Origin of the sequence: Pseudomonas sp. S3E17, assembly GCF_024168685.1 — a bacterium.
Classification (GTDB): Bacteria; Pseudomonadota; Gammaproteobacteria; order Pseudomonadales; family Pseudomonadaceae; genus Aquipseudomonas; species Aquipseudomonas marginalis.
The window spans coordinates 4,663,979-4,687,283 of record NZ_JALJWE010000001.1 but is presented as its reverse complement, the minus strand read 5'-3'; the positions used below and the strand labels follow the sequence as shown (position 1 = coordinate 4,687,283).

23 protein-coding genes and 1 pseudogene are annotated in these 23,305 nt (G+C 63.2%); 10 read left to right on the top strand and 14 right to left on the bottom strand.

Going from position 1 to position 23,305, the window contains the following annotated elements; all coding sequences use genetic code 11:
- Positions 1–4 precede the first annotated feature (4 nt).
- The 4 genes from J3D60_RS21190 to J3D60_RS21175 are packed head-to-tail and all read right to left on the bottom strand — an operon-like array spanning position 5 to position 4,127.
- On the bottom strand, positions 5–448 hold the full coding sequence (locus J3D60_RS21190) for a hypothetical protein (RefSeq protein ID WP_027608187.1): 444 nt from the start codon (positions 446–448) through the stop codon (positions 5–7).
- On the bottom strand, positions 438–1,736 hold the full coding sequence (locus J3D60_RS21185; protein WP_253492684.1) for a phosphatase PAP2/dual specificity phosphatase family protein: 1,299 nt from the start codon (positions 1,734–1,736) through the stop codon (positions 438–440). The genes J3D60_RS21190 and J3D60_RS21185 overlap by 11 nt, the downstream gene beginning before the upstream one ends.
- Before the next feature lie 2 nt (positions 1,737–1,738).
- Entirely contained in the window at positions 1,739–3,493 is a 1,755-nt protein-coding gene (locus J3D60_RS21180; RefSeq protein ID WP_253492682.1) for a bifunctional alpha/beta hydrolase/class I SAM-dependent methyltransferase, read from the bottom strand.
- Between the two features lie 10 nt (positions 3,494–3,503).
- Positions 3,504–4,127 carry a CDP-alcohol phosphatidyltransferase family protein gene (locus J3D60_RS21175; protein ID WP_253492679.1) on the bottom strand — a complete coding sequence of 208 codons (624 nt, stop codon included), beginning with the start codon at positions 4,125–4,127 and terminating at the stop codon, positions 3,504–3,506.
- 318 nt (positions 4,128–4,445) lie between these two features.
- Here J3D60_RS21175 and hflK (J3D60_RS21170) point away from each other — a divergent pair, with 318 nt between their 5' ends.
- From hflK (J3D60_RS21170) to cfaB, 8 genes are all read left to right on the top strand, one after another.
- Complete coding sequence (gene hflK / locus J3D60_RS21170) at positions 4,446–6,350, top strand: protease modulator HflK (protein WP_253492676.1); 1,905 nt, start codon at positions 4,446–4,448, stop codon at positions 6,348–6,350.
- 12 nt (positions 6,351–6,362) lie between these two features.
- Positions 6,363–7,349, top strand: a complete 987-nt coding sequence (gene hflC / locus J3D60_RS21165) for a protease modulator HflC (RefSeq protein ID WP_027608192.1) — start codon at positions 6,363–6,365, stop codon at positions 7,347–7,349.
- Complete coding sequence (gene hflK / locus J3D60_RS21160) at positions 7,346–8,380, top strand: protease modulator HflK (protein WP_253492673.1); 1,035 nt, start codon at positions 7,346–7,348, stop codon at positions 8,378–8,380. Before hflC ends, hflK (J3D60_RS21160) begins: the two co-directional genes overlap by 4 nt.
- Positions 8,377–10,263: a cation-translocating P-type ATPase gene (locus tag J3D60_RS21155; protein WP_027608194.1), complete on the top strand. Its 1,887-nt coding sequence runs from the start codon at positions 8,377–8,379 to the stop codon at positions 10,261–10,263. Before hflK (J3D60_RS21160) ends, J3D60_RS21155 begins: the two co-directional genes overlap by 4 nt.
- A 116-nt stretch (positions 10,264–10,379) precedes the next feature.
- Positions 10,380–10,631, top strand: coding sequence for a membrane protein (locus J3D60_RS21150; protein WP_027608195.1), 252 nt, complete (start codon positions 10,380–10,382; stop codon positions 10,629–10,631).
- Positions 10,632–10,697: 66 nt separating this feature from the next.
- A complete protein-coding gene (locus J3D60_RS21145) occupies positions 10,698–11,543 on the top strand; it encodes a DUF692 domain-containing protein (protein ID WP_253492670.1) in 846 nt (281 codons plus the stop codon).
- The gene (locus J3D60_RS21140; RefSeq protein ID WP_065937928.1) at positions 11,534–12,322 is read left to right on the top strand and encodes a DNA-binding domain-containing protein; all 789 of its coding nucleotides are present in this window, start codon (positions 11,534–11,536) and stop codon (positions 12,320–12,322) included. Before J3D60_RS21145 ends, J3D60_RS21140 begins: the two co-directional genes overlap by 10 nt.
- Before the next feature lie 87 nt (positions 12,323–12,409).
- Complete coding sequence (gene cfaB / locus J3D60_RS21135) at positions 12,410–13,594, top strand: C17 cyclopropane fatty acid synthase CfaB (protein WP_253492669.1); 1,185 nt, start codon at positions 12,410–12,412, stop codon at positions 13,592–13,594.
- Between the two features lie 77 nt (positions 13,595–13,671).
- On the opposite strand, the gene cls is transcribed toward cfaB, so the two are convergent.
- Complete coding sequence (gene cls, locus J3D60_RS21130) at positions 13,672–15,111, bottom strand: cardiolipin synthase (protein ID WP_253492668.1); 1,440 nt, start codon at positions 15,109–15,111, stop codon at positions 13,672–13,674.
- Between the two features lie 130 nt (positions 15,112–15,241).
- On the opposite strand from cls, the gene J3D60_RS21125 reads away from it, so the two are divergent.
- Positions 15,242–15,763: a DUF3617 domain-containing protein gene (locus tag J3D60_RS21125; RefSeq protein ID WP_092355965.1), complete on the top strand. Its 522-nt coding sequence runs from the start codon at positions 15,242–15,244 to the stop codon at positions 15,761–15,763.
- Positions 15,764–15,765: 2 nt separating this feature from the next.
- On the opposite strand, the pseudogene J3D60_RS21120 reads toward J3D60_RS21125, so the two are convergent.
- The 8 genes and pseudogenes from J3D60_RS21120 to folE2 all read right to left on the bottom strand — a co-directional run.
- Positions 15,766–15,852: pseudogene (locus tag J3D60_RS21120) on the bottom strand (outer membrane lipoprotein carrier protein LolA); the annotation flags it as partial.
- An 8-nt stretch (positions 15,853–15,860) separates the two neighbouring features.
- Positions 15,861–17,198 (bottom strand): dihydroorotase, encoded by a 1,338-nt coding sequence (locus J3D60_RS21115; protein ID WP_065937932.1) that lies wholly within the window; start codon positions 17,196–17,198, stop codon positions 15,861–15,863.
- A 3-nt stretch (positions 17,199–17,201) separates the two neighbouring features.
- Complete coding sequence (locus J3D60_RS21110) at positions 17,202–17,762, bottom strand: DapH/DapD/GlmU-related protein (protein ID WP_253492667.1); 561 nt, start codon at positions 17,760–17,762, stop codon at positions 17,202–17,204.
- On the bottom strand, positions 17,759–18,172 hold the full coding sequence (hisI, locus tag J3D60_RS21105) for a phosphoribosyl-AMP cyclohydrolase (RefSeq protein WP_146476911.1): 414 nt from the start codon (positions 18,170–18,172) through the stop codon (positions 17,759–17,761). The genes J3D60_RS21110 and hisI overlap by 4 nt, the downstream gene beginning before the upstream one ends.
- The gene (locus J3D60_RS21100) at positions 18,169–19,047 is read right to left on the bottom strand and encodes a metal ABC transporter substrate-binding protein (RefSeq protein ID WP_108573487.1); all 879 of its coding nucleotides are present in this window, start codon (positions 19,045–19,047) and stop codon (positions 18,169–18,171) included. The genes hisI and J3D60_RS21100 overlap by 4 nt, the downstream gene beginning before the upstream one ends.
- 11 nt (positions 19,048–19,058) lie before the next feature.
- Positions 19,059–19,925: a metal ABC transporter permease gene (locus J3D60_RS21095; protein ID WP_027608205.1), complete on the bottom strand. Its 867-nt coding sequence runs from the start codon at positions 19,923–19,925 to the stop codon at positions 19,059–19,061.
- Complete coding sequence (locus tag J3D60_RS21090; protein ID WP_253492666.1) at positions 19,925–20,593, bottom strand: metal ABC transporter ATP-binding protein; 669 nt, start codon at positions 20,591–20,593, stop codon at positions 19,925–19,927. The genes J3D60_RS21095 and J3D60_RS21090 overlap by 1 nt, the downstream gene beginning before the upstream one ends.
- Positions 20,590–21,480 (bottom strand): GTP cyclohydrolase FolE2, encoded by an 891-nt coding sequence (folE2, locus tag J3D60_RS21085; RefSeq protein WP_253492665.1) that lies wholly within the window; start codon positions 21,478–21,480, stop codon positions 20,590–20,592. The genes J3D60_RS21090 and folE2 overlap by 4 nt, the downstream gene beginning before the upstream one ends.
- A gap of 128 nt (positions 21,481–21,608) precedes the next feature.
- On the opposite strand from folE2, the gene J3D60_RS21080 reads away from it, so the two are divergent.
- The gene (locus J3D60_RS21080; protein WP_253492663.1) at positions 21,609–22,820 is read left to right on the top strand and encodes an N-acetylmuramoyl-L-alanine amidase; all 1,212 of its coding nucleotides are present in this window, start codon (positions 21,609–21,611) and stop codon (positions 22,818–22,820) included.
- Here J3D60_RS21080 and J3D60_RS21075 read toward each other — a convergent pair.
- Entirely contained in the window at positions 22,817–23,185 is a 369-nt protein-coding gene (locus J3D60_RS21075; protein ID WP_253492661.1) for a glutamine synthetase, read from the bottom strand. The genes J3D60_RS21080 and J3D60_RS21075 overlap by 4 nt on opposite strands.
- Between the last annotated feature and the right edge of the window lie 120 nt (positions 23,186–23,305).

Sequence of the window (23,305 nt, the reverse complement as noted above, 5' to 3'; positions counted from 1 at the left end):
TTCCTTATGCGGCGAAAGGCAGCCAGGGGCTGGCGAGGATCACGGCGAGGGTCAGCAGCGCTTGCGCGCCCAGCAGCCAGGCTTGTTTGCGCAGCAATTTGAGGGCGCCGCGACGGCGCTCGGTCCAGGGCCGGCCGGCCCGCTTGGGCGATTGCAGGCCAAGGGTTTGCAGGGCTTGATCGAGGTCCGCCGTGCGCTCGATGTCGCGGGCCAGCAGGGCGAACAGGTCGGCGTCAAAGGCCACCCGCAGCGCCCAGTACTTTTGCAGCAGCCCGAGGATAATCATCCACAGGCTGAGCAGCAGGCAGATGGTTGAAACACTCGCCATCAGCAACTGGGCCAGGCCGAATAACACCCCGGCCACGGTCAGGCCTGTGGATAACTGATCCAGCGAACGGCCCCGGCGCAGCAGGCTGGCGACCACCTGGAGTTCCATATCAGCGGGCATGGGGCAAACCCTCCAACGCTTGACGATGAGCAGGATGCAGGACCACATGGGCCCGCGCTGTACGAATAATAGCCAGCGCCTGGTCCACCGTGGCAGCGCGCCCACTGTGCAGCAGCCAGGCGGCGACGGCGGTGGCACTGCGCGAGTAGCCGAGGGCGCAGCACACCAGCACCGGGCCGCTTGCACGCAGGCGCTCGATGGCCTCGGCGGCTTGCTGGCAGTCGGCGGGTGTCGGGGCGATCAGGTCAAGTACCGGGATGCTTTGATACGCACGGCCCTGTGGATTAATCGGCAATTCGGCGCAGAGGTCGACGATGGCGCTGAATGGACCCTGCTCTTTCGCACTGGGAATCCGCCCCAGCCACACGTTATCCACAATCGGGTCCGGCTGTGGATGTTTGCGTGTCCACAGGCGCGAATTTATCCACGCCGCGGCCAGGTAGGGGGCGTACAGCCAACGCGCAGCAGGTGTAAGCCGGCCATCGCTGCGTTTCTGAAATCCCGACGCGCCGAGCACCAGGTAATTCGCCTTGATCAGGCCCAGGGACACCGCCGGCCAGAGCAGCCATAACCAGCCGCCGCCCAGGGAAAACGCCAGAATCGCCAGTGCCAAGGCTCCCAGGCCGTAGCGCAGGCCCACGCGCCAGCGCTTCGAATCCCGGGTCAGCCGTGCATTCAGCAAGGGGCTTGGGTGTTCCACCGGCCACAGCCACACGCATAGCCAGCCGGCGAGGGCGCCTGTGGGTAAGTCGATAAAGTGATGTTGATAAGTGGTCAGCACCGAAATACCGATCAAGGCGAACCAGCCATGCACCAGCCAGCGCCATAACCCTTGGGTGTGGCGCTGATACATGACCCACAGGATCACCAGCAGCGCGATATGCAGCGAGGGCGCCTGGTTGAACGGTTTGTCGAACCCCGCCAGCACGGCAAACAGCCAGCCGAACACGCCATCCAGTTCCGGCCGCTCGAAGGTGAAGCGCAGCGGCCAGATCAGGAAGCAACTTACGGCGATGACCTGCGCGCTGAGCAGGCGTAGCGCGTGTTGCTTCAGCTCATGGCGGCTGTTGGGCAGCAGCAGGGAGAACCCGTAAAGCAGGTCGATGGACCAATAGGGCACGATGGTCCAGGCCCAGAACGGCATATGGGTTTCCCAGCCGAACACCAGGGTGCCGACATCGCTGCGCTGGCTGGTAACCCACGTGGCGAAGCCGTAGGTGCTGAAAAACAGCGGCGCCAACAGCAGCAGCCACAGGACCGCTGGTTTCAATAGACCGGGTTCACGCATGGTCAGATCTTCTGGGCCAGGGACACGGTAAAGATGCCCCACTCATCCACACGCTGGGTGATCTTGCGAAAGCCCGCGGCTTCTACCAACTGGTCCATTTCCGCCTGGCTGCGACGGCGCATCACCCAGGCCTGGCCCTGGCGATGGCTGGTCAGTGCGCGGGCGATCAGTTCCAGTTGCGGGTGCCATGGCTGGCCGGTGTATACGAGGTAACCGCCGGGCTCCACGGCTTCGGCCAGGCCGGCCAACGAACCGCCGACCATGGCGTTATCGGCAAACAATTCATACAGCCCGGACACCACCGCCAGCGTCGGCTTGGGTTGCAGGGCCGCCAAATCCAAGCGGTCAAACGCATCGCCTTTGACGAACTGCGCGATGTCTCCCAGGCCTTTCTCACGAATCAGCGCGCCACCGTCGCGCACGTTGATATCGCTGTAGTCGCGCAGCAGGATCGATTCCGGCAGCGGCGACACGCCCTGCAAGGCTTCAAGAATGTAGCGCCCGTGGCCGGCGGCGATGTCGACGATGCGTACTTCGCGCTGTTCATCCCTCAGCTTGGCCATGGCCAGGCGCAGCAGCTCCTCGACGTTCAGCTTGCGCTGGCGAATACCACGCCAGCCGATGGAGTTGAGGTAGTTGGTGTCGATCATGCGGCCCAGCCCGCCTTTGCCGGTGGGCGTGTTGCGGTACACGTAGTCCAGGGTGCTGCCGGAGTCGAAGCCGGTGTCGAAGCCCAGCTTGACGCCGTCCGACAGGTTCTTGCCCAGGCCCATGCTGGCGCGGGTCAGGCGCCAGTACAGGTCGCGCAGGGAATTGCGCGGCAAGGGCGCTGCGAGGGATTCGGATTCGGCGCAGGTGGCGCCCAGTTTGTCGGCGTCCAGCAGGGACGCACGGTCCAGGGGGTGTGCGAAGTTCTGCAGGATAAAGCGCCTGGCGCTGCTCACGGCCACCGCGCGGTCACGCTCGCCGAGGGTGTCGTGGAAAAAACCGGGGAGGATATGCAGTTCTTTTTTCAGGCTGCCAAGGCGGTCGAAAAATTGCTGCTGGGGTTTGCGGTGCACCACAAAGTCGGCGCCCGAGACCAGCAGTTGGGTCGGCACCTGGATCGCCTGGGCATCGGCGACAACCCGGTCGGCGGCTTCGTACAGGCCCAGCAGCACGTTCACCGAGATGGCCTTGGTGATCAGCGGGTCGCTGTCGTAGGACGCCACGCGCTCCGGGTCATGGCTGAGGAACTTGGCCTTGACGTAGCTGTTGACGAAAAAGTTGCCGCGAAATTTGCGCATGAGCGCCAGGCCCGGCCGGGCGAAGGGCACGTACAGCTTGACCTTGAACGCTGGGGACGCGAGCACCAGGGCGCGGATTTTCGGCGCGTAGTCATGCACCCAGGTGGCTGCGATCACCGCGCCGACACTTTGGGCAATCACGGCACAGTCTTCTTCCTCGATGCCATAGGTGGCGCCGATATGGTCGCGGAAGGTCTGCACATCACGGGCGCTGGTGGCGAAGCTCGGGCTGTCGCCGCGTTCGCCGGGCGATTGGCCGTGACCGCGGGAGTCCCAGGCGAAGAAGTCGAACTGCGGCAAGTCCAGTTCATCCACCAGGTGCGCGATACGCCCCGAGTGCTCATGGCCGCGATGGAACAGCAGGATCGCCTTGCGCGGCTCGCCGCCCGCCGGCGCGCTGGCCGGCCAATGACGGTAGAAAAGCTCGACGCCGTCATGGGTACTGAAGGTGTGCTCTTGCTGTTCGCGCATTGCAAAATCCTTATGCAGAAGGGGAGATAGGTTGTTCTTCTTTCAAACCCTGGCGCACCCGGTTGACCAGGGTGTAGGCGAGCAGGGCGGCGACCAGCCACATCACCGTGTCGACCCAGCCGGCGCCGAGCCAGCCGAGCGCCACACCGGTGGCCAGCACGCCGAGGACAAACGCGCGGTCACTCTTGCCCATCGGTCCGTCATAGCGCCGTGACGCACCCACCATCGGCCCCAGCACCCCGGCGTATTCGCTGAACACCGCCAGCAGCGCCACCATCAGCACCGGCACCAGGCTCACGCCGGGGATCAGCGCGAAGGGCAGGATCAACGCACTGTCGGCAATCACGTCGCACAATTCATTGAGGTAGGCACCCAGGCGCGACTGCTGGCCGAACTCCCGGGCGAGCATGCCGTCGATGGCGTTGAGGGCCATACGCAGGATCATCCACAGCGGGATCAGCGCAAACAGCCACAGGTGCTGGGCGAAGCTGGCGATCAACAGGCCGACCAGCAGGGAAATGACCCCGGCCAGCACGGTGATCTGGTTGGCCGTGGTGCCATTGTCATAGAGGCGCTGCACGAGGGGGCGCAGCAGGTTCTGAAAACGCGGTTTGAGCTGATAGATCGAAATCATGGGGGGTGACGCTTCCTTGTCCGAGAGCCCGCGAAAAACTGTTTGGAGTGTGCCGATTATTCATGGCCTATACCAGTGATGGCGCGTGTTTATGGGGGTTTAGTCACGATCTGGAAGGCACTGAAGGACAAATGTGGGAGGGGGCTTGCCCCGATAGCGGTCTGTCAGTCGATGCAGGTGCTGGCTGATCAACCGCCATCGGGAGCAAGCCCCCTCCCACAGGAGATCTGTGTGCAGCTTAAAAACGCTGTTTAACGAACAAAAATTTCACGCCGCGTGTTATATCGTAACGAATTGTGTACAAGCGGGCGTGAGTGGATGCAAGTGGATCTAGAGGCGGACGGCGCTTCGGTTGAAGGCCTGCCGCGTTTTCAGCAAGGGCTGTTCCATGCCCGCCGATTGCGGCAAGCCGGTATCAGCCTGACGGTGCTGGCCGTTGTCGGTTGGGTGCTGGCGTTGTTTGTCGCGCTGTTTGCACCTGTGTCGATCTGGCCGGTGGTGTTGATCAACTGTGCATCGGCCCTGCTGGTGCTGGTGGCGGGGCTGCAGTCGGCGTGGTGGGTGGCCGATTGGCGTGCCCAGGCGCTGGAAGAGCCCGCGGTTGAGTTACCGGTTGAAGAAACGGGCCGTTACGCCCGCCTTCTGGGGCACTTTGGCAGGCAGATCGGTGCGCCAGTGTTGTGGCTGGGCGGCTGGTCGCTGCTGGCGCTGGTCAGCATCATCGAATTCTGGAACCTGGGCCTGCCCTCGGCGCCTGTCGGCCAAGCGGCCAGCGTGGGGGCGGCATTGGCGTTGGCGCTGGCGTTTGGCTTGCTGGTGTTCGAACGGCGCCTGGCTCAGGAAACCACGGCCCAGTGGCCGGAAGCCGCGCAACTGGCGCAGTTGAGCCGGGTGGCGATTACCTGCCTGGTGGTCAGTGCCATTTGCCTGCTGTTTGCCGGGGCCGAGTCGGTCTGGCCGTTGCGCCTGGCGGTGCTGGTCGGGCTGTTGCCGGCGCTGGTAGCGCTGGAGTTTCTATTAAGAGGCCTGCTGTCGCTGTTCAGCCCGCGCCAGCCGCGCCTCGAACCACGCCTGATGGCGCAGAGTTTCATCGCCGGGTTGCTGCGCTGGCCGCCACAACCGTTGCTGGCGTTGCAGCACGAATTACACAACCGTTTCGGCATCGACCTGCGCCAGATCTGGGCGTTTACCTACATGCGCCGGGCGTTTTTGCCGGTGTTGCTGGTGGTGCTGGCGGTCGGCTGGGCGCTGACCGGCGTGCATGAAGTGCCTTTGCAAGGCCGTGGGATTTATGAGCGTTTTGGCAAGCCCGTCGAGGTGTTCGGCCCTGGCCTGCATGCCGGCTTGCCGTGGCCCTTGGGCCGCGTGATCAACGTGGAGAACGGCGTGGTGCATGAGTTGGCCACCAGCGTCAGCGAGGCCGCCGCACCGGAGTTGGCGCCTGCCGAAGGCCCGGCACCGCTGATTGCCAATCGGTTGTGGGACGCCAGCCATGTGAATGACAAATCCCAGGTGATCGCCAGCAGCAGCGGCGATAAACAGAGCTTCCAGATCGTCAACATGGATGTGCGCTTCGTTTACCGCATTGGCCTCACCGACCAGGCCGCGCTCGCCGCCACCTATAACAGCGCGGATGTGCCGACCCTGATCCGCAGCACCGCCAGCCGCATCCTGGTGCACGATTTTGCCTCGCGTACCCTCGACGAATTGCTCGGCGAACAACGCACGCGCCTGGCCGACGAAATCGGCCGCGCCGTGCAGGCAGACTTGCAGGCACTCGACAGCGGTGTGGAAATCCTCGCCACTGTCGTGGAAGCCATCCACCCACCGGCCGGCGCCGCCAATGCCTACCACGGCGTGCAAGCCGCGCAGATCGGCGCCCAGGCCCTGATCTCCCGCGAGCGCGGCGCCGCCAGCGAACACACCAACCAGGCCTTGCTGCAAGCCAGCACCGCCCGCGACCAGGCCTTGGCCACCGCCCGCGAAGTGAATGCCGGTGCCCAAGCGGCCGACCTGCGCTTTACCGCCGAACAAAAGGCCTACGCCGCGGCCGGTCGGGCCTTTGTGCTGGAACAGTATCTGGGCCAACTCAGCCTGGGCCTGGCCCACGCCAAGCTGCTTATTCTGGATCACCGCCTGGGCGCCGATGGCGCGCCGACGATTGATCTGCGTTCTTTTACTTTGCCGGCCGACCCTTCGCTGCCGCGTAAAGCCGTTCAATAAGGAGTCTGTCTGTTGAGCGCTCATTCTCACGATCATGGTCACCACCACGGCCACCATCACCCTCATCACGGTGATGAACAGGCGGCGGGTCCTTTTCCTTGGCGGCGTATGGCCTGGGCGGTGTTGCTGGTGCTGTTCGCGGTGGCGGCGGCGAGCCTGGTGCAGGTGCGCTCCGGCGAGGCCACGGTGATTACCCGCTTCGGCAACCCGTCGCGGGTGTTGTTGGAACCGGGCCTGGGCTGGCGCTGGCCGGCGCCGTTCGAAGCGGCGATCCCGGTGGACTTGCGCCTGCGCACCACCTCCAGCGGCTTGCAGGATGTGGGCACGCGCGATGGCTTGCGGATTATCGTGCAGGCCTATGTGGCGTGGCAGGTGCAGGGCGATGCCGACAATGTGCAGCGCTTTATGCGCGCGGTGCAGAACCAGCCGGATGAGGCGGCGCGGCAGATCCGCACCTTCGTCGGCTCGGCGCTGGAAACCACGGCGGCCAGTTTTGATTTGTCCAGCTTGATCAACACCGACGCCAGCCAGGTGCGCATCGCTGATTTCGAGGCGCAGCTGCGTCAGCAGATTGATCAACAATTGCTCACCACCTATGGCGTGCGCGTGGCGCAGGTGGGGATCGAGCGCCTGACGTTGCCGTCGGTCACGCTCACCGCCACCGTCGACCGCATGCGTGCCGAGCGCGAAACCATCGCCACCGAACGCACGGCCGTGGGCAAGCGTGAGGCCGCGCAGATTCGTTCCGCGGCTGAGCGTGACGCGCGCATCGTGCAGGCCGATGCCACGGTGAAAGCCGCCGACATCGAAGCCCAGTCACGGGTCGAAGCCGCGCAGATTTATGGGCGTGCCTACGCCGGCAATCCGCAGCTGTATAACCTGCTGCGCTCCCTGGATACCCTGGGCACGGTCGTGACCCCCGGCACCAAAATCATCCTGCGCACCGACGCCGCGCCCTTTCGCGCGTTGGTGGACGGGCCCAAGGACGTTCAGCCATGACCGAGCGTGACAGCCCGGACAGCCCCTGGATCCAGGCCGGGCGCCTGACGTTCCTGGCGTTGTACGCGGTGACGGTGTTGGCGGCGTTGGCGTGGGCGTTTTCCAACGTGCGGCAGATCGACCCGCAGAACCGTGCGGTGGTGCTGCACTTCGGCGCCCTCGACCGCATCCAGAATGCCGGGCTGCTGCTGGCCTGGCCGCAGCCGTTCGAGCAGGTGGTGTTATTGCCGGCGGCCGACCGGGTGATCGAGCGTCGGGTGGAGAACCTGTTGCGTTCCGATGCGGCGGTGCAGGCTGATCGCGTGGCCAGTTTCGCCACGCCCTTGAGCGATGCCCTGGCCGGCTCCGGCTACCTGCTGACCGGCGATGCCGGAGTGGTGCAGCTGGATGTGCGGGTGTTCTACAAGGTCACCGAACCCTACGCCTTTGTGTTGCAGGGCACGCATGTGCTGCCGGCCCTGGATCGCCTGGTGACCCGCAGCGCCGTGGCGCTGACGGCGGCGCGCGATCTGGACACGATCCTGGTGGCGCGCCCCGAATTGATCGGCACCGACAACGGCGCCGCCGAGCGTCGCGAGCGGCTGCGGGGTGACTTGGTGCAAGGCATCAACAAGCGCCTGGCCGAGTTGGCCGCCACCGGCCTGGGGCTGGGCATCGAGGTGACGCGGGTCGATGTGCAATCGAGCCTGCCGGGCACGGCGGTGAACGCATTCAACGCCGTACTCACCGCCAGTCAACAAGCCGACAAAGCCGTGGCAAACGCCCGGACCGAAGCGGAAAAACTCACCCAGACCGCCAACCAGCAGGCCGACCGCCTGGTGCAGGTTGCCCACGCACAGGCCAGCGAGCGCCTGGCCAATGCCCAGGCGCAAACGGCCACCGTCGCCAGCCTGGCCCAGGTCAAAGACCCGGGCTTGCTGTTGCGCCTGTACCGGGAGCGTATGCCGAAGATTCTCGGCCAGGCCGGTTCGGTGACCACGGTCGATCCTGAAGACGACTCCCGCTTGATCATCCAGGGAGCCGAACAATGAGCGCACCCATGCTGACCTCCGCCGAGCAGCGCAGCGCTGCCCGGCAATTGACCCTGGCCATGCTCGCCCTGGGCTTGCTGATGCTGGGGCTGGTATGGCGCTGGTTGGCGCCGGACCAGACGGGCGTCAGCCAGTTGCTGCTCGGTGTGGCCTCGTTGCTGGTGGCGGTGCCGGTGATGCGCTCGGCCTGGTACAGCCTGCGTTTTCCCAGCCTGCATGGCATTACCGATCAACTGATCGCCCTGGCGATGCTCGGCGCCTGGGCCACCGGCGATCTGCTGACCGCCGCGCTGCTGCCGATCATCATGATCTTCGGCCACGTATTGGAAGAGCGCAGCGTGATCGGCTCCCAGGAGGCGATTCATGCCCTGGGCAAACTGACCCGCAGCCATGCGCGGCGGGTGCAAGCCGACGGCAGCATCATCGAAGTGGATAACGGCACCCTGAGCACCGGCGATATCGTCGAGGTGCGCGCCGGTGATCGGGTGCCCGCCGATGGCGTGGTGCTGTCGGGCCAGGCGAGCCTGGACACGGCGCCGATCACCGGTGAGTCGGTGCCGTTGGAAGCCAGTGTGGGTGTGCAGGTGTTTGGCGGGGCGATCAACCTTGATGGGCTGTTGCGCCTGCAAGTGACGCGCACCGGCAACGAGTCGACCCTGGGCAAAGTCATCGCGCTGATGCAGAACGCCGAACGTTCCAAGCCGCCGATCACGCGGCTGCTGGAGCGTTACGCGGGCAGCTATATGGTGTTGGTGTTGCTGCTGGCGGCAGTGACCTGGTTTGTGACCAATGACGCTCAGGCGATGCTCGCGGTGCTGGTGGCGGCGTGCCCCTGCGCCCTGGTGCTGTCGGCACCGGCAACGGCGATTGCCGGGATCGCCGTGGCGGCCCGGCATGGGATCCTGATTCGCAGCTCGGCGTTCCTCGAAGAGTTGGCGGACCTGACCTCGCTGGTGGTGGACAAGACCGGCACCCTGACTTTTGGCACCCTGCGTTTGCAGTCCATCGAGACCTCGTCGACCGACCGCCAGGCGCTGCTCAACCTTGCGGCCAGCCTCGGTTCGGCCAGTAGCCACCCGGTCAGCCGTGCGTTGGCGGGGTTGGCGACTCAGGCGCAACTGCTGGCGCTCACGGATATTCGCGAGCGCCAGGGCCTGGGCGTTGTGGCACAGACCGAGCAGGGCGAAGCGGCGTTGGGCCGTCCCGAGTTGTTCGAGCAATTGGGTATTGTCACGACGACGGTGCCGAACCATGACGGCCCGATTGCCGGGCTGGCCCTGAACGGGCAGTTTCTGGCCTGGCTGCTGCTGGCCGACAGTGTCAAGCCGGAGGCGCGCCAGGCCCTGCAAGAGTTGCGGGATTTGGGCCTGGGTCGTCAACTGCTGCTCACTGGCGACCGTCAAAGCGTGGCCGACAGCCTGGCGCTGGACGTGGGCATCAGCGATGTCGAAGCCCAGGCGTTGCCGGAAGACAAGCTCAACCGCGTGCTTGGGGAAATCGGCAGCGGCTTCCGGCCCATGGTGGTCGGTGATGGGATCAACGATTCCCTGGCGCTCAAGGCTGGCGTGGTTGGGGTGGCCATGGGCGCGGGCGGGGCGGACATTGCGCTGGCCTCGGCGGATGTGGTGTTGATCGGCAGCGACCTGCGGCGCCTGGGCACCTGTGTGCGCTTGAGTCGCCAGTGCCGGCGTACGTTGCAGGTCAACGTAGTCATTGGCCTGGGCTGGACCTTGGCCATCGTGGTGTTTGCCGCCTTTGGCTGGTTGGGTGCTGCGGGGGCGATGATTGCGGCGGTGTTGCATAACCTCAGCACCTTGCTGGTACTGGGCAATGCCGGGCGTTTGCTGCGGTTTCAGGAGCCGCTGTCGAAGCTTGAGGATTAATTTCAGAAATATTTGCACACGGCTGTAACGCCGATAAGGGGCCTCACTCTAGTGCTGTGTCGAGACTGGGCAATCCGTTCAGACCGACGCCACTACCGATCATGAGGAATACGAGAATGAAGATTAAATCCGCTGCTGCTGGTGCTGCCCTGGCGATGGCCGCCGCCACCATGTTTGCTGGTGTTGCTACCCAGGTACAAGCCGCCGATGCGCAAGTGCATTGCTACGGCGTGACGTCCTGCAAAGGCATGAACGACTGCAAAACCGCTGAAAACGCCTGCAAAGGCCAGGCGGTGTGCAAAGGCCACGGCTTCAAGGCCATGACCAAAGCCGCCTGTGACGCAGCGGGCGGCAAAGTCGGCGAATAACCGGCAAACAAGTGCAACCGCAGCGGCAGCCCCCACCGCTGCGGACATTTTGCCCTGGAGCGAGTCATGTCCGCGTCCCTTCCAAGTCTGGGTTACGGCCTGGGTTTACGCAGTGAGTACTACCAGCAGATCCTTGAACAAGCGCCGGCCGTGGATTGGTTCGAAGTGATCTCCGAGAACTATCTGGTGCAGGGCGGTAAAGCCTTGTACTACCTGGATGCGATAGCCGAGCGTTACCCGTTGGTGATGCACGGTGTGTCCCTGTCCATCGGCGGCCCCCACCCCGTCGACATGGACTACCTGAAACACCTCAAGCAGCTCGCGGAGCGCATCCAGCCCGCGTGGATTTCCGATCACCTGTGCTGGAGCCGTGGCAGCGCGCACCAGTTGCACGACCTGCTGCCCCTGCCTTATACCGAAGAAAGCCTCTACCACGTGGCTGCTCGCGTTCGCCAAGTGCAGGATGTGTTGCAGCGCCCGCTGGTGCTGGAAAACGTCTCCAGCTATGTGCGTGCCAAGGCGGATGAATTCACCGAATGGGAATTCCTCAATGCCCTGGCCCACCTGTCGGGCTGCCAGTTGCTGCTGGACGTAAACAACGTGTATGTCAGTGCGCGCAACCATGGCTTCGATGCCTGGACCTTTATCCGCAACCTGCCGCCCGACAGCATCCGCCAGCTGCACCTTGCAGGGCATATGGATTACGGCGACTACGTGGTCGATACCCACGACCATCCGGTGTGCGATCCGGTGTGGGCGCTGTATCAACAGACCCTGGAGCACGTGGGGCCGGTCTCGACATTGTTGGAGCGCGATGACCATTTCCCGCCGCTCGAAGAACTGCTCACCGAGTTGAGCAAGGCCCGCGAACTGGGGGCCACCGCCCTGGCCAGGAGAGCGTTATGCGCCTGACCGATTGGCAGTTGGCTTTTGAACAGCATCTGTTATCCGAGACGCCGGTTGCCAACAGTGATTTCGCCGCCACGTTGCTTGGTGGGCCGACACTGGAGGTGGAAACGGGCCTGGCGATTTATCACAATGCCTACCTCTCGCGCTTGCAGGACGTGCTGCGACATGACTTCGGCGCCATCCGGTATTGGCTCGGGGATGATGAGTTTGCGTTGCTGAGTGAAGCCTATGTGCGCCGCCATCCCTCTGCGCATTACAGTTTGCGCTGGCTGGGGGAGCGGTTTGCGGCGTTTATCCTTGAGCATCTGGTGGCCGAACAAAGCGCGCCGCTGGCCGAGCTGGCGCGGTTGGAGTGGGCGTTCACCCTGGCGTTTGACGCGCCGGAAGGGCGGTTGCTGACGCTGGATGACATGGCGTTGTTGCCTGCCGAAGAGTGGCCGGGTCTACAGGTCAACCTGGCGCCTTCAGTGCAGCAGTTACTTTGCCGCTTCAACACGTTGGCGATCTGGCGATCCAGCAAGGATAAATCCAGTTTCCCAGGCAGCGAGGTGCTTGATCCGGCACACATCTGCGTGGTGTGGCGCCACCAGAATGTATGCCGTTACCGCAGCCTGGAACCCTTCGAGGCCTGCGCCTTGGCGGGGATCGTGACCACCGGCTGGGATTTTTCAGAACTGTGTGCAGAGTTGGCAGTCACTTATGGAGAGGGTGCACCACTGCAAGCGGTGACATGGCTGAAACAGTGGATCCAGGACGGTTTGCTCCAGCGCCGGGCCCCATAGAAGAACGCTATCAAATCGATAGCCTCCTACTTTTTCTCGGGATGGTCTACCCTCATTCCAGACGTCTGAAACAAGGGGGGACTACTCATGCTCGCGCAACTTCCACCGGCCTTACAGAATCTTCAGCTGCCGCTGCGTCTTCGACTCTGGGATGGCCATGAATTCAACTTGGGCCCCGAGCCCAGTGTGACCATCGTGGTGAAGGACCCCACGGTCGTGCCCCAACTGACCCATCCCACACTCGACTCGTTGGGCGAAGCCTTCGTCGAGGGCAAACTGGAGCTGGAAGGCTCCATCACTGAAGTGATCCGGGTGTGTGACGAACTGAGTCATGCCCTGATCGACGACGACGAGGGGAGTCGTCCGGTGCGCTCGATCCACGACAAGGCCACCGACGCCGCGGCTATTTCCTACCATTACGACCTGTCCAACGCGTTCTACCAGCTCTGGCTGGACCAGGACATGGCGTACTCCTGCGGGTATTTCGAAACCGGCAGCGAATCCATTGACCAGGCCCAGCAAGACAAATTCCGCCACCTGTGCCGCAAACTGCGCTTGCAGCCCGGCGAGTACCTGCTCGACGTAGGCTGTGGCTGGGGCGGGCTGGCGCGTTTTGCGGCGCGGGAGTTCGGGGTGAAAGTGTTTGGTATCACCCTGAGCAAGGAACAGCTGGCATTGGCCAAGGAGCGGGTGAAAGCCGAGGGCCTGGAAGACCAGATCGACCTGCAACTGCTCGACTACCGCGATCTGCCTCAGGATGGTCGTTTCGACAAAGTGGTGAGCGTGGGCATGTTCGAGCACGTCGGCCACGCCAACCTGGCGCAATACTGCAAGACCCTGTTTGGTGCCGTGCGCGAAGGCGGCCTGGTGATGAACCATGGCATTACCGCCAAGCATACCGACGGCCGGCCCGTGGGCCGTGGCGCCGGGGAGTTTATCGAGCGTTATGTGTTCCCCAACGGCGAACTGCCCCATTTGGCGATGATGACCGCCGAGATCAGTGAAGTCGGGCTGGAAGTGGTCGACGTCGAAAGCCTGCGCCTGCATTACGCGCGGACCCTGGACCATTGGAGCGAGCGCCTGGAAGACAACCTGGAAGCGGCGGCGAAGCTGGTGCCGGAGCAGGCGTTGCGCATCTGGCGGCTGTACCTGGCCGGGTGTGCCTATGCGTTTGCGCGGGGCTGGATCAACCTGCACCAGATCCTCGCGGTGAAGCCTCACGCGGATGGCAGCCATGAACTGCCGTGGACGCGGGAAGACATTTATCGCTGAGCTGATGTTCCAGAAAGGTGGAGATCCTAATGTGGGAGGGGGCTTGCTCTCTCCCACATTTTTTACCGCATTGGCCATTAGAGAATCGGTGAGATCAAGCGCGCCACCCGCATGCCCAGTTGCTGCAGGCGGCGGGTCTCGCGGCTTTCTTCCTGGCTCACTTCATGGGCCTGGGCGAAGTCGTCCAGCAGCATCTGTTCCACCTGCTTGGCGAAGGCTTCGTCTACCGTCAGCAACATCACTTCGAAATTCAGCCGGAATGAACGGTTGTCCATGTTCGCACTGCCGATGGCGCTGATCTCGTTGTCCACCAGCACCACCTTCTGATGCAGAAAGCCCGGTGTGTAGCGGAATACCCGGACACCAGCGCGCACCGCCTCGATCGCATACAGGCTGGACGCGGCGTACACGATGCGGTGGTCGGGCCGCGATGGCAACAGCAGGCGCACGTCCACGCCCCGCAGGACCGCCAGGCGCAGGGCGGCGAACACCGCTTCGTCGGGGATGAAATACGGGCTGGTGATCCACACGCGCTCGGTGGCCGCATGGATGGCCTCGACGAAAAACAGCGAGCAGGTTTCATAGGGATCGGCCGGGCCGCTGGCGAGCAATTGGCAGAGCACGCCGTCTTCGGGGTAGGCATCCGGCAGGATCAGCGGCGGCAGCTCGCGCGCGGCCCAGAACCAGTCCTCAGCAAACGACTCCTGCAGGCACGCCACCACCGGGCCGGTGACTTGCACATGGGTATCGCGCCATGGTGCCAATGGCGGTTTTTTGCCCAGGTATTCATCGCCCACATTGTGCCCACCGACAAACCCGGTGACACCGTCCACCACCACGATCTTGCGGTGGTTGCGGAAGTTGACCTGGAAACGGTTGAGCCAACCGCTGCGGGTGGCGAACGCCTTGACCTGCACCCCGGCGTCGCGCAGCGATTGCACGTACTGATGGGGCAGGGCATGGCTGCCGATGCGGTCGTACATGACGTAGATGCCCACGCCTTGGGCGGCCTTTTCCTTCAACAGCGTCTGTAACTGACGACCGAGTTCATCGTCATGAATGATGAAGAACTGAAACAGCACGGCGGTTTTGGCACTGCGAATGGCGTCGAAGATTGCACTGAAAGTGGCCTCGCCGTTGATCAATAAGCGCACTTCATTGTTGGCTAGGCACGGCATGCGGCCCAGCTTGGGCATGGCGCGCAACGACGCGTAGGCACTGGAGTTGCGCGCGGCGAGAGCCTCCTCGACCCACGGGCGCCAGTTCAGCTCGGTGATCGCGGTGTGCATTTCCTGGTTGGCCTGGCGACGCGCCTGGATATACGCGTCGAAGGTGCTGCGGCCAAAGATCAGGTAGGGGATCAGGGTGAGATAGGGCATGAACATCAGTGACAAGGCCCAGGCGATCGAGCCTTGGGCGGTCCTGACGGTCAGCACCGCGTGGATCGCGGCGAGAGTCCCGAGCAAGTGCAGCGTGGCGATGAAGTAGGCGAGCAGGTGCGGGCCAAAGAAATCCATGGACGACGGTACTCCAGACAATCCAATGCCTAACAGACCATGAACGGCTGCGAATGTCGCTATTTTATTTGCCGTGCAACACTGGCACTTTTGCGGCGTCTAACGTCCACAATTGCCCAGGAGTTACCCGATGAATGCTCGTCTGCTTGGTTTGGCCATGGTTGTTGGTTTGTCGTTGCCGGTGGCAGCGCAGGCGCAGATGCTGGCGCCGGGCTTGTGGGAATTGACCACCAGCAACATGAAAGTCGATAACCAGGACCTCCCGGACCTGTCGCTGATCCTCGGTCAGCTCAAGCAGCAGATGACCCCCGAACAGCGCGCCATGCTGGAAAAACAAGGCATCACCATGGCCGGCAAAGGCGTGCAGGTGTGCCTCACCCCGGCACAAGTCGCCTCTGATTCGATCCCCCTGACCGACCCGCAATCGGGCTGCAAACAGGAAGTGACCGACAAGACCGGCAACCAGTGGAAATTCCGTTTCAGTTGCCCGAAAGCCCAGGGCACCGGCGTCGCTACCTTCCAGAGCCAGAAAGAATTCACCACCACCGTCAACGGCACCTTCAATGCCACCGGCGTTCAACAGAAGGGCAGCCTGGATACCCACGCCCAATGGCTGGGCACCGATTGCGGCACGGTCAAGCCTCGCGCTTAACCTGTAGGAGCGAGCTTGCTCGCGAAAAACCGGAGAGCGCCATCGGGTGTCAGGTCCCCCGCGTTATCGTTAACGCTCTTCGCGAGCAAGCTCGCGCCTACCTTAGAAAATGCAGCGGTAAACCCTGGCAGCTGTCGACCACCTGGCCGTTGTGCCAGGCCAGGTGGCCGGAGACCAGGGTGGTGCTCACGCTGTGGCGAAAGCTGCGTTCGGCGAACGGCGTCCAGCCGCAGCGGGCAAGAATCGGCTCGTCCCTGACCGGTTTTCCTTCGGGCTCCGGTTTGATCAGCACCAGGTCGGCCCAATACCCTTCGCGCAGGTAACCCCGGTCCGGGATGGCAAACAGGTCGGCGACACGGTGGCTGGTCTTGGCCACCAGGGTGGTCAGGGGCAGCAGCCCATCGGCGACCAACTCCAACAACGCCGGCAGCGCGTGTTGCACCAGGGGCAAACCCGCAGGCGCTTCACGATACCCCAACTGTTTTTGCGCCCAGGTATGCGGCGCATGGTCAGTGCCAATCACATCCAGACGATCACTCAGCAAGGCCAGGCGCAGGGCGTCGCGGTCGGCGCGGGTCTTGATCGCCGGGTTGCATTTGATCTGGTGGCCGAGGCGGTGATAGTCACGGTCATCGAACAGCAGGTGGTGCACGCAGACTTCAGCGGTAATGCGTTTTTGCGCCAGGGGTTTGTCTTCGAACAATGCCAACTCGCGGGCGCTGGTCAGGTGCAGTACATGCAGGCGCGTGCCGTGACGCTTGGCCAGTTCCACCGCGAAGGAGGATGAGCGATAGCAGGCTTCGGCATCGCGGATCAGCGGGTGGGCGACGGCGGGGATCCTGTCACCAAAGCGCTCACGCATGCGCTGCTCGTTGGCTTGGATGCTCGGCGTGTGTTCGCAGTGGGCCAGCAGAATGGTCGGCACTTCGGCAAACAGCCGTTCCAGGACCCGTGGGTCGTCCACCAGCATATTGCCGGTGGAGGCACCCATGAATACTTTGACCCCGGCCACTTCGCGCGGGTCGAGGGCGGCGACGGTGTCGAGGTTGTCGTTGCTGACCCCGAAGTGAAAGCCGTAGTTGGCCACCGAGTGCAGGGCCGCGCGGCGCTTTTTATCGGCCAGGGCTTCCAGGTTCAGCGTGGCCGGGTTGGTATTGGGCATGTCCATGACGCTGGTGATGCCGCCGGCTACCGCTGCGCGGGACTCGCTGTAGAAGCTGCCCTTGTCCGGCGCGCCGGGGTCGCGAAAGTGCACCTGGTCGTCAATCATGCCCGGCAGCAACCACTGGCCTTGGGCGTCGATGGACACGGGCGCGGCGTTCCCGCCGATGCTGCTGGCGATCTTTTCGATACGGCCATTGGCGACCAGCACGTCGGCGTCGAATTCCTCGCCTTCGTTCACCAGGCGGGCGTTGCGGATCAGCAGGCGGCTCATGGCTTAGAACTCGTTTTGCAGGGCTTTGTAACCGCGCACCAGGTCGACGTTGGTACGTGCCACGTCTTCGGAAAACTCTGAGGCGCTGACACTCACCGGCGGGAATTGCGACAGGTCGGTATTCGGCCCGATGCGGGTGGTGGAGGGCACGTAGAAGGCGGCGGGCAAATCACGGCCGTCGACCACCGAGTTGTGGCGCACCACGCAGCCATCGCCGACGGCGCAGTTGAACAGCACGCTGTTGAAACCGATAAACACCCGGTCGCCGACGGTGCAGGGGCCGTGGACGATGGAGCGGTGGGCGATGGACGTGAATTCGCCGATGGTCACGGCGGCGCCGGACTTGGAGTGGATGACCACGCCGTCCTGGATGTTGGAATTGGCGCCGATGGTGATGGGGTCCATGGTGCCGCCGGCGTCGACTTCGTCGGCGCGGATCACGGCGTAGGGGCCGACAAACACGTTCTCGCCGATGATGACTTTGCCGCAGATGATTGCGGTCTTGTCGACGTAGGCCGATTCGGCAATCACCGGCAGATCGCCGGAAGGGTTCTTGCGGATCATGCAACTGGCTCCGTCATGATGTGAACGTAGGCGCCGTCGATGGCGTTGTAGAAACAGGTGGGGCGGCCGGTGTGGCAGGCCGGGCCTTGTTGGTCGACGATCAGCAGTACCGCGTCGCCGTCACAATCCAGGCGTGCTTCCACCAACTGTTGCCAGTGACCGGAGCTTTCGCCTTTGCGCCACAGCTGTCGGCGCGAGCGCGACCAATAGCAGACCTGCCCGGTAGCCAGTGTTTCGTTGAGGGCCTGGCGATTCATCCAGGCCAGCATCAGCACTTCGCCGCTGCCGTGTTGCTGGGCGATGGCGGCGATCAGGCCGTCGCTGTTCCACGGCAGGGCGTCGAGCACGGCGGCGAGTGGAAAGCGGCTGCCGACGGCAGCCCCTTCCAGTTCGAGCATGCTCAGGGTCACGGCTTGCTCAACGCTGCGCACAGGGTGTTGAGGTTGTACTCGAACAGCCCGGTGAAGGTGCTCGCCGGCCCTTCTGCGGCCAGGGCGTCGGAGTACAGCGTGCCGCCAATCTGCGCGCCGCTTTCATCGGCGATCTGTTTGAGCAGGCGCGAGTCCTTGATGTTTTCCATGAATACGGCCTTGACCTTGTCCTTGCGAATCTGGGTGATGAGCGCGGCGACTTCGGCGGCCGACGGTTCACGTTCGGTGGACAGGCCTTGGGGCGCGAGGAACTGGATGCCATAGGCCTGGCCCAGGTAGCCGAAGGCGTCATGGGAGGTAACGATGCGACGGTTACCCGGCGGCAGCGCGCCGAACTTGGTCTTGGCTTCGGCCAGCAGGCGGTAGATTTCTTTCAGGTAGGCCTGGCTGTTGCGCAGGTAGTCGGCCTTGTTGGCCGGGTCGGCAGCCACCAGCGCCTTGGTGATGTTGTTCACATAGATTTCGGCGTTGGCCAGGTTGTGCCAGGCGTGCGGGTCGGGGATGGTTTCGCCGTCTTCCTCCATGGTGTGGGAAATCACACCTTTGCTGGCGGTGACCACCGTGGCCTTGGTTTCGGTGCTGGTCACCAGACGGTCCAGCCACGGCTCGAAGCCCAGGCCGTTCTTGATGATCAGCTTGGCCTTGAGCAGCGCCTTGGCGTCGTCCGGGGTCGGTTCGTAGGTATGAGCGTCGGCGTCGGGGCCGACCATGTTGCTGATCTGGATGTGATCGCCACCGATCTGGTGGGTGATGTCATCGAGAATACTGAAGCTGGTAACCACCTGGAGTTTGTCGGCGGCCTGGGCCATCGACAACGGCAACAGCAGACTGAACAGCACGAGTAGAGCGCGCATCGGGAAACACCTCATTGGGATGTAAGCAAAGGCGGGCGGCGCAGCAAGCCGTGCACCGGACCGAAGACCACGGACAGCAGGTACCCACCGCCAGCCACCAGCACAATCGCCGGGCCGCTGGGCAGCGAGAAGTAGAACGACAGCAACAAACCCAACCACACCGACAGGCATCCCAGCACCGCCGATACCGCGATCAACACCGGCAGGCGACGGCTCCAGAAGCGTGAAGCGATGGCCGGCAGCATCATCAAACCCACCACCATCAAGGCGCCGATGGCCTGGAAGCCAATCACAAGGTTCAGGACCACCAGGGTCAGGAACAAGCCGTGGGCCAGGGGGCCAAGGCGGCTGACGGTTTGCAGGAACAGCGGGTCGAGGGTGTCCAGTAGCAGCGGTTTGTAGATCAGCGCCATGGCGATCAGGCTGAACCCGGAAACCCAGAGCATGCCGGTCAGGGTGGTTTCGTCGACGGCCAGGGCCGAGCCGAACAGCAGGTGCAGCAGGTCCAGGCGCTTGCCGGCCAGGCCCAGGATCAACACGCCGGCGGCGAGGGAGATGGGGTAGATGGCCGCCAGGCTGGCATCTTCGCGCAGGCCGGTGCGGCGGGTGATCCACGCCGACAGGCCGGCCATGCCCAGGCCAGCGCCCAGGCCGCCGATGGTCAGCGCGGGCAAGCTCAAGCCCGCGAACCAGAAGCCCAGTGCGGCGCCGGGCAATATGCCGTGGGCGACGGCGTCACCGATCAGGCTCATGCGGCGCAGGATCAGAAATACGCCGAGCGGAGCGGTGCTGCAGGCGAGCACCAGCCCGCCGATCAGGGCGCGACGCATGAAGACGAAGTCGAGGAAGGGCATCCACAGGTGGGCGGCGAAGTGCATCAGGCCACCTGCATGTGCGGCTGCGGGCGGATCAACTCTTTGCTGGAACCGAACACGCAGCCGCTGCTTTTGATTTGCACCACTTGTTGGGTGTGTTGGCGTACGGAGGCCAGGTCATGGCACACCACCACCAACGTTCGGCCTTCTGCGTGCCAGGCGTGGATATGGCTCCAGCACAGCGCCTGGCCTTCTTCGTCCAGAGCGGCATGGGGCTCGTCAAGCAGTAACACTGGCGACTCGGCAAGGCTCATGCGAGCGAGCAATGCGCGTTGTAGTTGGCCGCCTGACAACGCCATCAGCGGGCGCTGTTCCAGACCACTGAGGCACCAGTCTTCCAGCACTTTTTGCAGGTGCTCGCTTCTTTGCTGCGGGGTGAGGCGCGTGCCCCAGAAGCCGGCGGCGACCAGTTCTTGCAGGCTGATGGGGAACTGACGGTCAAGGTGCTGTTGCTGGGGCAGGAACGACAGGCCACCTCGGCGTGGAACATCCACGGTCACTTTGCCCGCCAACGGTTTTTGCAGGCCGGCGATGACTTTGAGCAGGCTGCTTTTGCCGCAGCCGTTGGGGCCGATCACGCCGGTGAGGCTGCCTTTTTCCAGGGTGAAATCCACGGCGGGAGTGAGCGGTTGGCCAGGGGCGCCCCAGCGTAAAGCGGTGCAGGTGATCATGCAGGGTTTCTCGTCCAGCGGCTTTCGGCCACGGCATCGTGCGCGTGCAGGCTTTCGGCGTGGATCACTTTGAGGTGGAAGGCTTTGACCGCATCCGAGCGTTTCAAGGCGAGGTTAAGGCGGCGGGCGGCGTCTTCGCAGAACATCAGGTTCTGCCCGTTGGCCAGGGCAAAGGCTTGTTCGTCCGCGCGTTTTACGGCGGTTTGTACGGCGGTGCCGAGGGCAGCTTCGGCAGCGTTGATCAGCTCGGTCAGCGCCAGATGTTCGCCTTGCAGGTGCACGTGCAGCTGGGCGCTGCTGCGCTGGCTGTGGGGCGTGGCGACGATACCGTTGGCGCTGCCGAGCCAGGACAGCACGTCTTCATGCTGCAACGGCGTGTTACCGAAGTCTTGGAGAAATTGCTGCTGAATCAACTGCCTGGCGAGGGCGGCAGAACAGGGGCAGGTTGAAGAATAGGTAACGTCAATTTTTAGTTCCACGTGGAACATCTGGTTTTCCAGGCGCGCTTCGATGCTCACCGGGTAGGCCTTCCAGCCGGCCAGTGGGCTGACCAGTGCTGGGCGTTTCAGCAGCAAATTCGTGTGGAGACGCAGGTAGGCGTTCTTAGATAAATCTTCATGACTGTCGAGAAACTGCTGCAGTACATTGCGCAGAAGTGCAGGCGTAACGGGCTGCTGTTCGAGCATCTCCAGTGCCAGGTACAGGCGTGACATATGAATGCCACGGGCGGTGCCATCGTCCAGGCTGACGCCAGCATCGGCGCTGGCGCTAAGGCGTTGGCCGTCAATGAGGATCGGCAGGGCGATGCCGCACATGCCCACCCAGTCGAGTGGCAAGGCTTGGCGTGAAGCCTGCGCGGCAATATCCGGCAGAGTCAGCGCATTCATAAGCAGGTCCATCGTTGGAAATAATTCGACATGTTATAGTATAACAATAGAGTCGACGATGAATTTTCTGCCCCGGCCTTTTTTCACTCATGCGGAGTACGGACGCTCCTCCATTTGCGGTATTTGTCATGCACAGACGTCAGCTCCTCAACCTGCTCCTGGCCAGCCCTTTGTTTGCTTTGCCGTTCGCCGCCCACGCGACCCAGATCCGCAATGCACGCCTGTGGCGCTCGGACGACAAGCTGCGCCTGGTGTTCGACCTTAGCGGCCCAGTGCAATACAAGACCTTCTCCCTGACTGCTCCGGAACGCCTGATCATCGACCTGAGCGGCGCAGGCCTCAGTGGTGACTTTTCTCAACTTGAGCTGAAGAACAGCGGGATCACCTCGATTCGCTCGGGGCATTTCGGCAAGGCGGATACGCGCATCGTGCTCGACCTGGCCGCGCCGATGCAGCTCAACAGCTTTGTATTGCCGCCTCAGGACGGGCAGGGCCATCGCCTGGTGCTGGACCTGACCAGCGCCACCCGTGCACCGCGTCAAATCGCGGCTGAGGCGGTGCCCTTGGTGGCCCCGGTGAACAAGGCGCACCCCAGGCGCGACATCATTGTGGTGGTCGACCCCGGCCACGGCGGCAAAGACCCCGGTGCTGTCGGCTCCAAGGGGCAGCGCGAAAAAGACGTGGTGCTGTCTATCGCCCAACTGCTGGCCAAGCGCTTGAAACGCGAAAAGGGTTTTGACGTGAAACTGGTGCGTAACGACGACTTCTTTGTGCCGCTGCGCAAGCGCGTGGACATCGCCCGTCAGCACAAGGCCGATATGTTCATCTCGGTGCATGCCGATGCCGCGCCACGGCTCACGGCCTCGGGCGCCTCGGTGTATGCGCTGTCGGAGGGCGGCGCAACCTCGGCCACGGCGCGCTTTATGGCACAGCGTGAAAACGGCGCGGATTTGCTGGGCGCCACCACGTTGCTCAATCTCAAGGATAAGGACCCGATGCTGGCCGGGGTGATTCTTGATATGTCGATGAACGCCACCATCGCCTCCAGCCTGCAACTGGGCAGCTCGGTACTGGGGAGCCTGCAAAGCATCACCAGCCTGCATCAGAAACGTGTGGAACAGGCAGGGTTCGCAGTGCTCAAGTCACCGGACGTGCCGTCGATCCTGGTGGAGACTGGTTTTATCTCCAATGCCCAGGACGCCCAGCGCCTGGTGACGGCGCGCCATCAACAGGCGGTTGCGGATGGCTTGTTCGAAGGCCTGAAAAATTACTTCCAGAAGAACCCGCCGATGAACAGCTACATGGCCTGGGTCCAGGAACAGAAGAATGCTCAGGCCTAACAGCCGGTAATTCGGCTGCACGTGAATTTGGCAGTGGCGCCACCGGAGCTGGAAAACCGGTTGATTGTGGTCCAGCCCACGCGCCGCGTGTAGCCCACCCATGCCTCTCCATCCGACGCCAAACCGGTAAAGAACGTCAGTTGTCCGTAGCGGCTGTTGGTTTGTGCCCAATAACGTTTCCCGATCACTTCGAAACCGCGCAGATACGTGGTGGTGCCCACCGTCGCTACGCTGTAGGCATTGCCCAGGGGGTCCACACAGGCCAACAGGTTGGCGCTGCGCGTGCACTTGGCCAGCAAGCTTGGCGCTTGGGCGCAGGCAGGCCCCGCGACTGCCAGTAACAGGACGCACACCAGGTATTTCATAAGGGGTCTCGGGGGCTGGTAAGTGTTCAAGCATTGCGCCCTTCGTCGTAACGAGCAAGGGGGATTGGCTTATTTGTATTGTTATACTATAACATAAAGGTACAGCCTGACCCGTGAACC

Bases quoted from the DNA above. Each gene is read 5' to 3' on its own strand.
- cls (WP_253492668.1), bottom strand. From the start codon at position 15,111: ATGGATTTCTTTGGCCCGCACCTGCTCGCCTACTTCATCGCCACGCTG.
- folE2 (WP_253492665.1), bottom strand. From the start codon at position 21,480: ATGAATGCGCTGACTCTGCCGGATATTGCCGCGCAGGCTTCACGCCAA.
- J3D60_RS21145 (WP_253492670.1), top strand. From the start codon at position 10,698: ATGTCCGCGTCCCTTCCAAGTCTGGGTTACGGCCTGGGTTTACGCAGT.
- J3D60_RS21175 (WP_253492679.1), bottom strand. From the start codon at position 4,127: ATGATTTCGATCTATCAGCTCAAACCGCGTTTTCAGAACCTGCTGCGC.
- hflK (WP_253492676.1), top strand. From the start codon at position 4,446: ATGCAAGTGGATCTAGAGGCGGACGGCGCTTCGGTTGAAGGCCTGCCG.
- J3D60_RS21115 (WP_065937932.1), bottom strand. From the start codon at position 17,198: ATGAGCCGCCTGCTGATCCGCAACGCCCGCCTGGTGAACGAAGGCGAG.
- J3D60_RS21150 (WP_027608195.1), top strand. From the start codon at position 10,380: ATGAAGATTAAATCCGCTGCTGCTGGTGCTGCCCTGGCGATGGCCGCC.
- J3D60_RS21090 (WP_253492666.1), bottom strand. From the start codon at position 20,593: ATGATCACCTGCACCGCTTTACGCTGGGGCGCCCCTGGCCAACCGCTC.
- J3D60_RS21185 (WP_253492684.1), bottom strand. From the start codon at position 1,736: ATGCGTGAACCCGGTCTATTGAAACCAGCGGTCCTGTGGCTGCTGCTG.
- J3D60_RS21125 (WP_092355965.1), top strand. From the start codon at position 15,242: ATGAATGCTCGTCTGCTTGGTTTGGCCATGGTTGTTGGTTTGTCGTTG.
- J3D60_RS21140 (WP_065937928.1), top strand. From the start codon at position 11,534: ATGCGCCTGACCGATTGGCAGTTGGCTTTTGAACAGCATCTGTTATCC.
- J3D60_RS21075 (WP_253492661.1), bottom strand. From the start codon at position 23,185: ATGAAATACCTGGTGTGCGTCCTGTTACTGGCAGTCGCGGGGCCTGCC.
- J3D60_RS21100 (WP_108573487.1), bottom strand. From the start codon at position 19,047: ATGCGCGCTCTACTCGTGCTGTTCAGTCTGCTGTTGCCGTTGTCGATG.
- J3D60_RS21190 (WP_027608187.1), bottom strand. From the start codon at position 448: ATGCCCGCTGATATGGAACTCCAGGTGGTCGCCAGCCTGCTGCGCCGG.
- cfaB (WP_253492669.1), top strand. From the start codon at position 12,410: ATGCTCGCGCAACTTCCACCGGCCTTACAGAATCTTCAGCTGCCGCTG.
- J3D60_RS21180 (WP_253492682.1), bottom strand. From the start codon at position 3,493: ATGCGCGAACAGCAAGAGCACACCTTCAGTACCCATGACGGCGTCGAG.
- J3D60_RS21095 (WP_027608205.1), bottom strand. From the start codon at position 19,925: ATGCACTTCGCCGCCCACCTGTGGATGCCCTTCCTCGACTTCGTCTTC.
- J3D60_RS21110 (WP_253492667.1), bottom strand. From the start codon at position 17,762: ATGATCCGCAAGAACCCTTCCGGCGATCTGCCGGTGATTGCCGAATCG.
- hflK (WP_253492673.1), top strand. From the start codon at position 7,346: ATGACCGAGCGTGACAGCCCGGACAGCCCCTGGATCCAGGCCGGGCGC.
- J3D60_RS21155 (WP_027608194.1), top strand. From the start codon at position 8,377: ATGAGCGCACCCATGCTGACCTCCGCCGAGCAGCGCAGCGCTGCCCGG.
- J3D60_RS21080 (WP_253492663.1), top strand. From the start codon at position 21,609: ATGCACAGACGTCAGCTCCTCAACCTGCTCCTGGCCAGCCCTTTGTTT.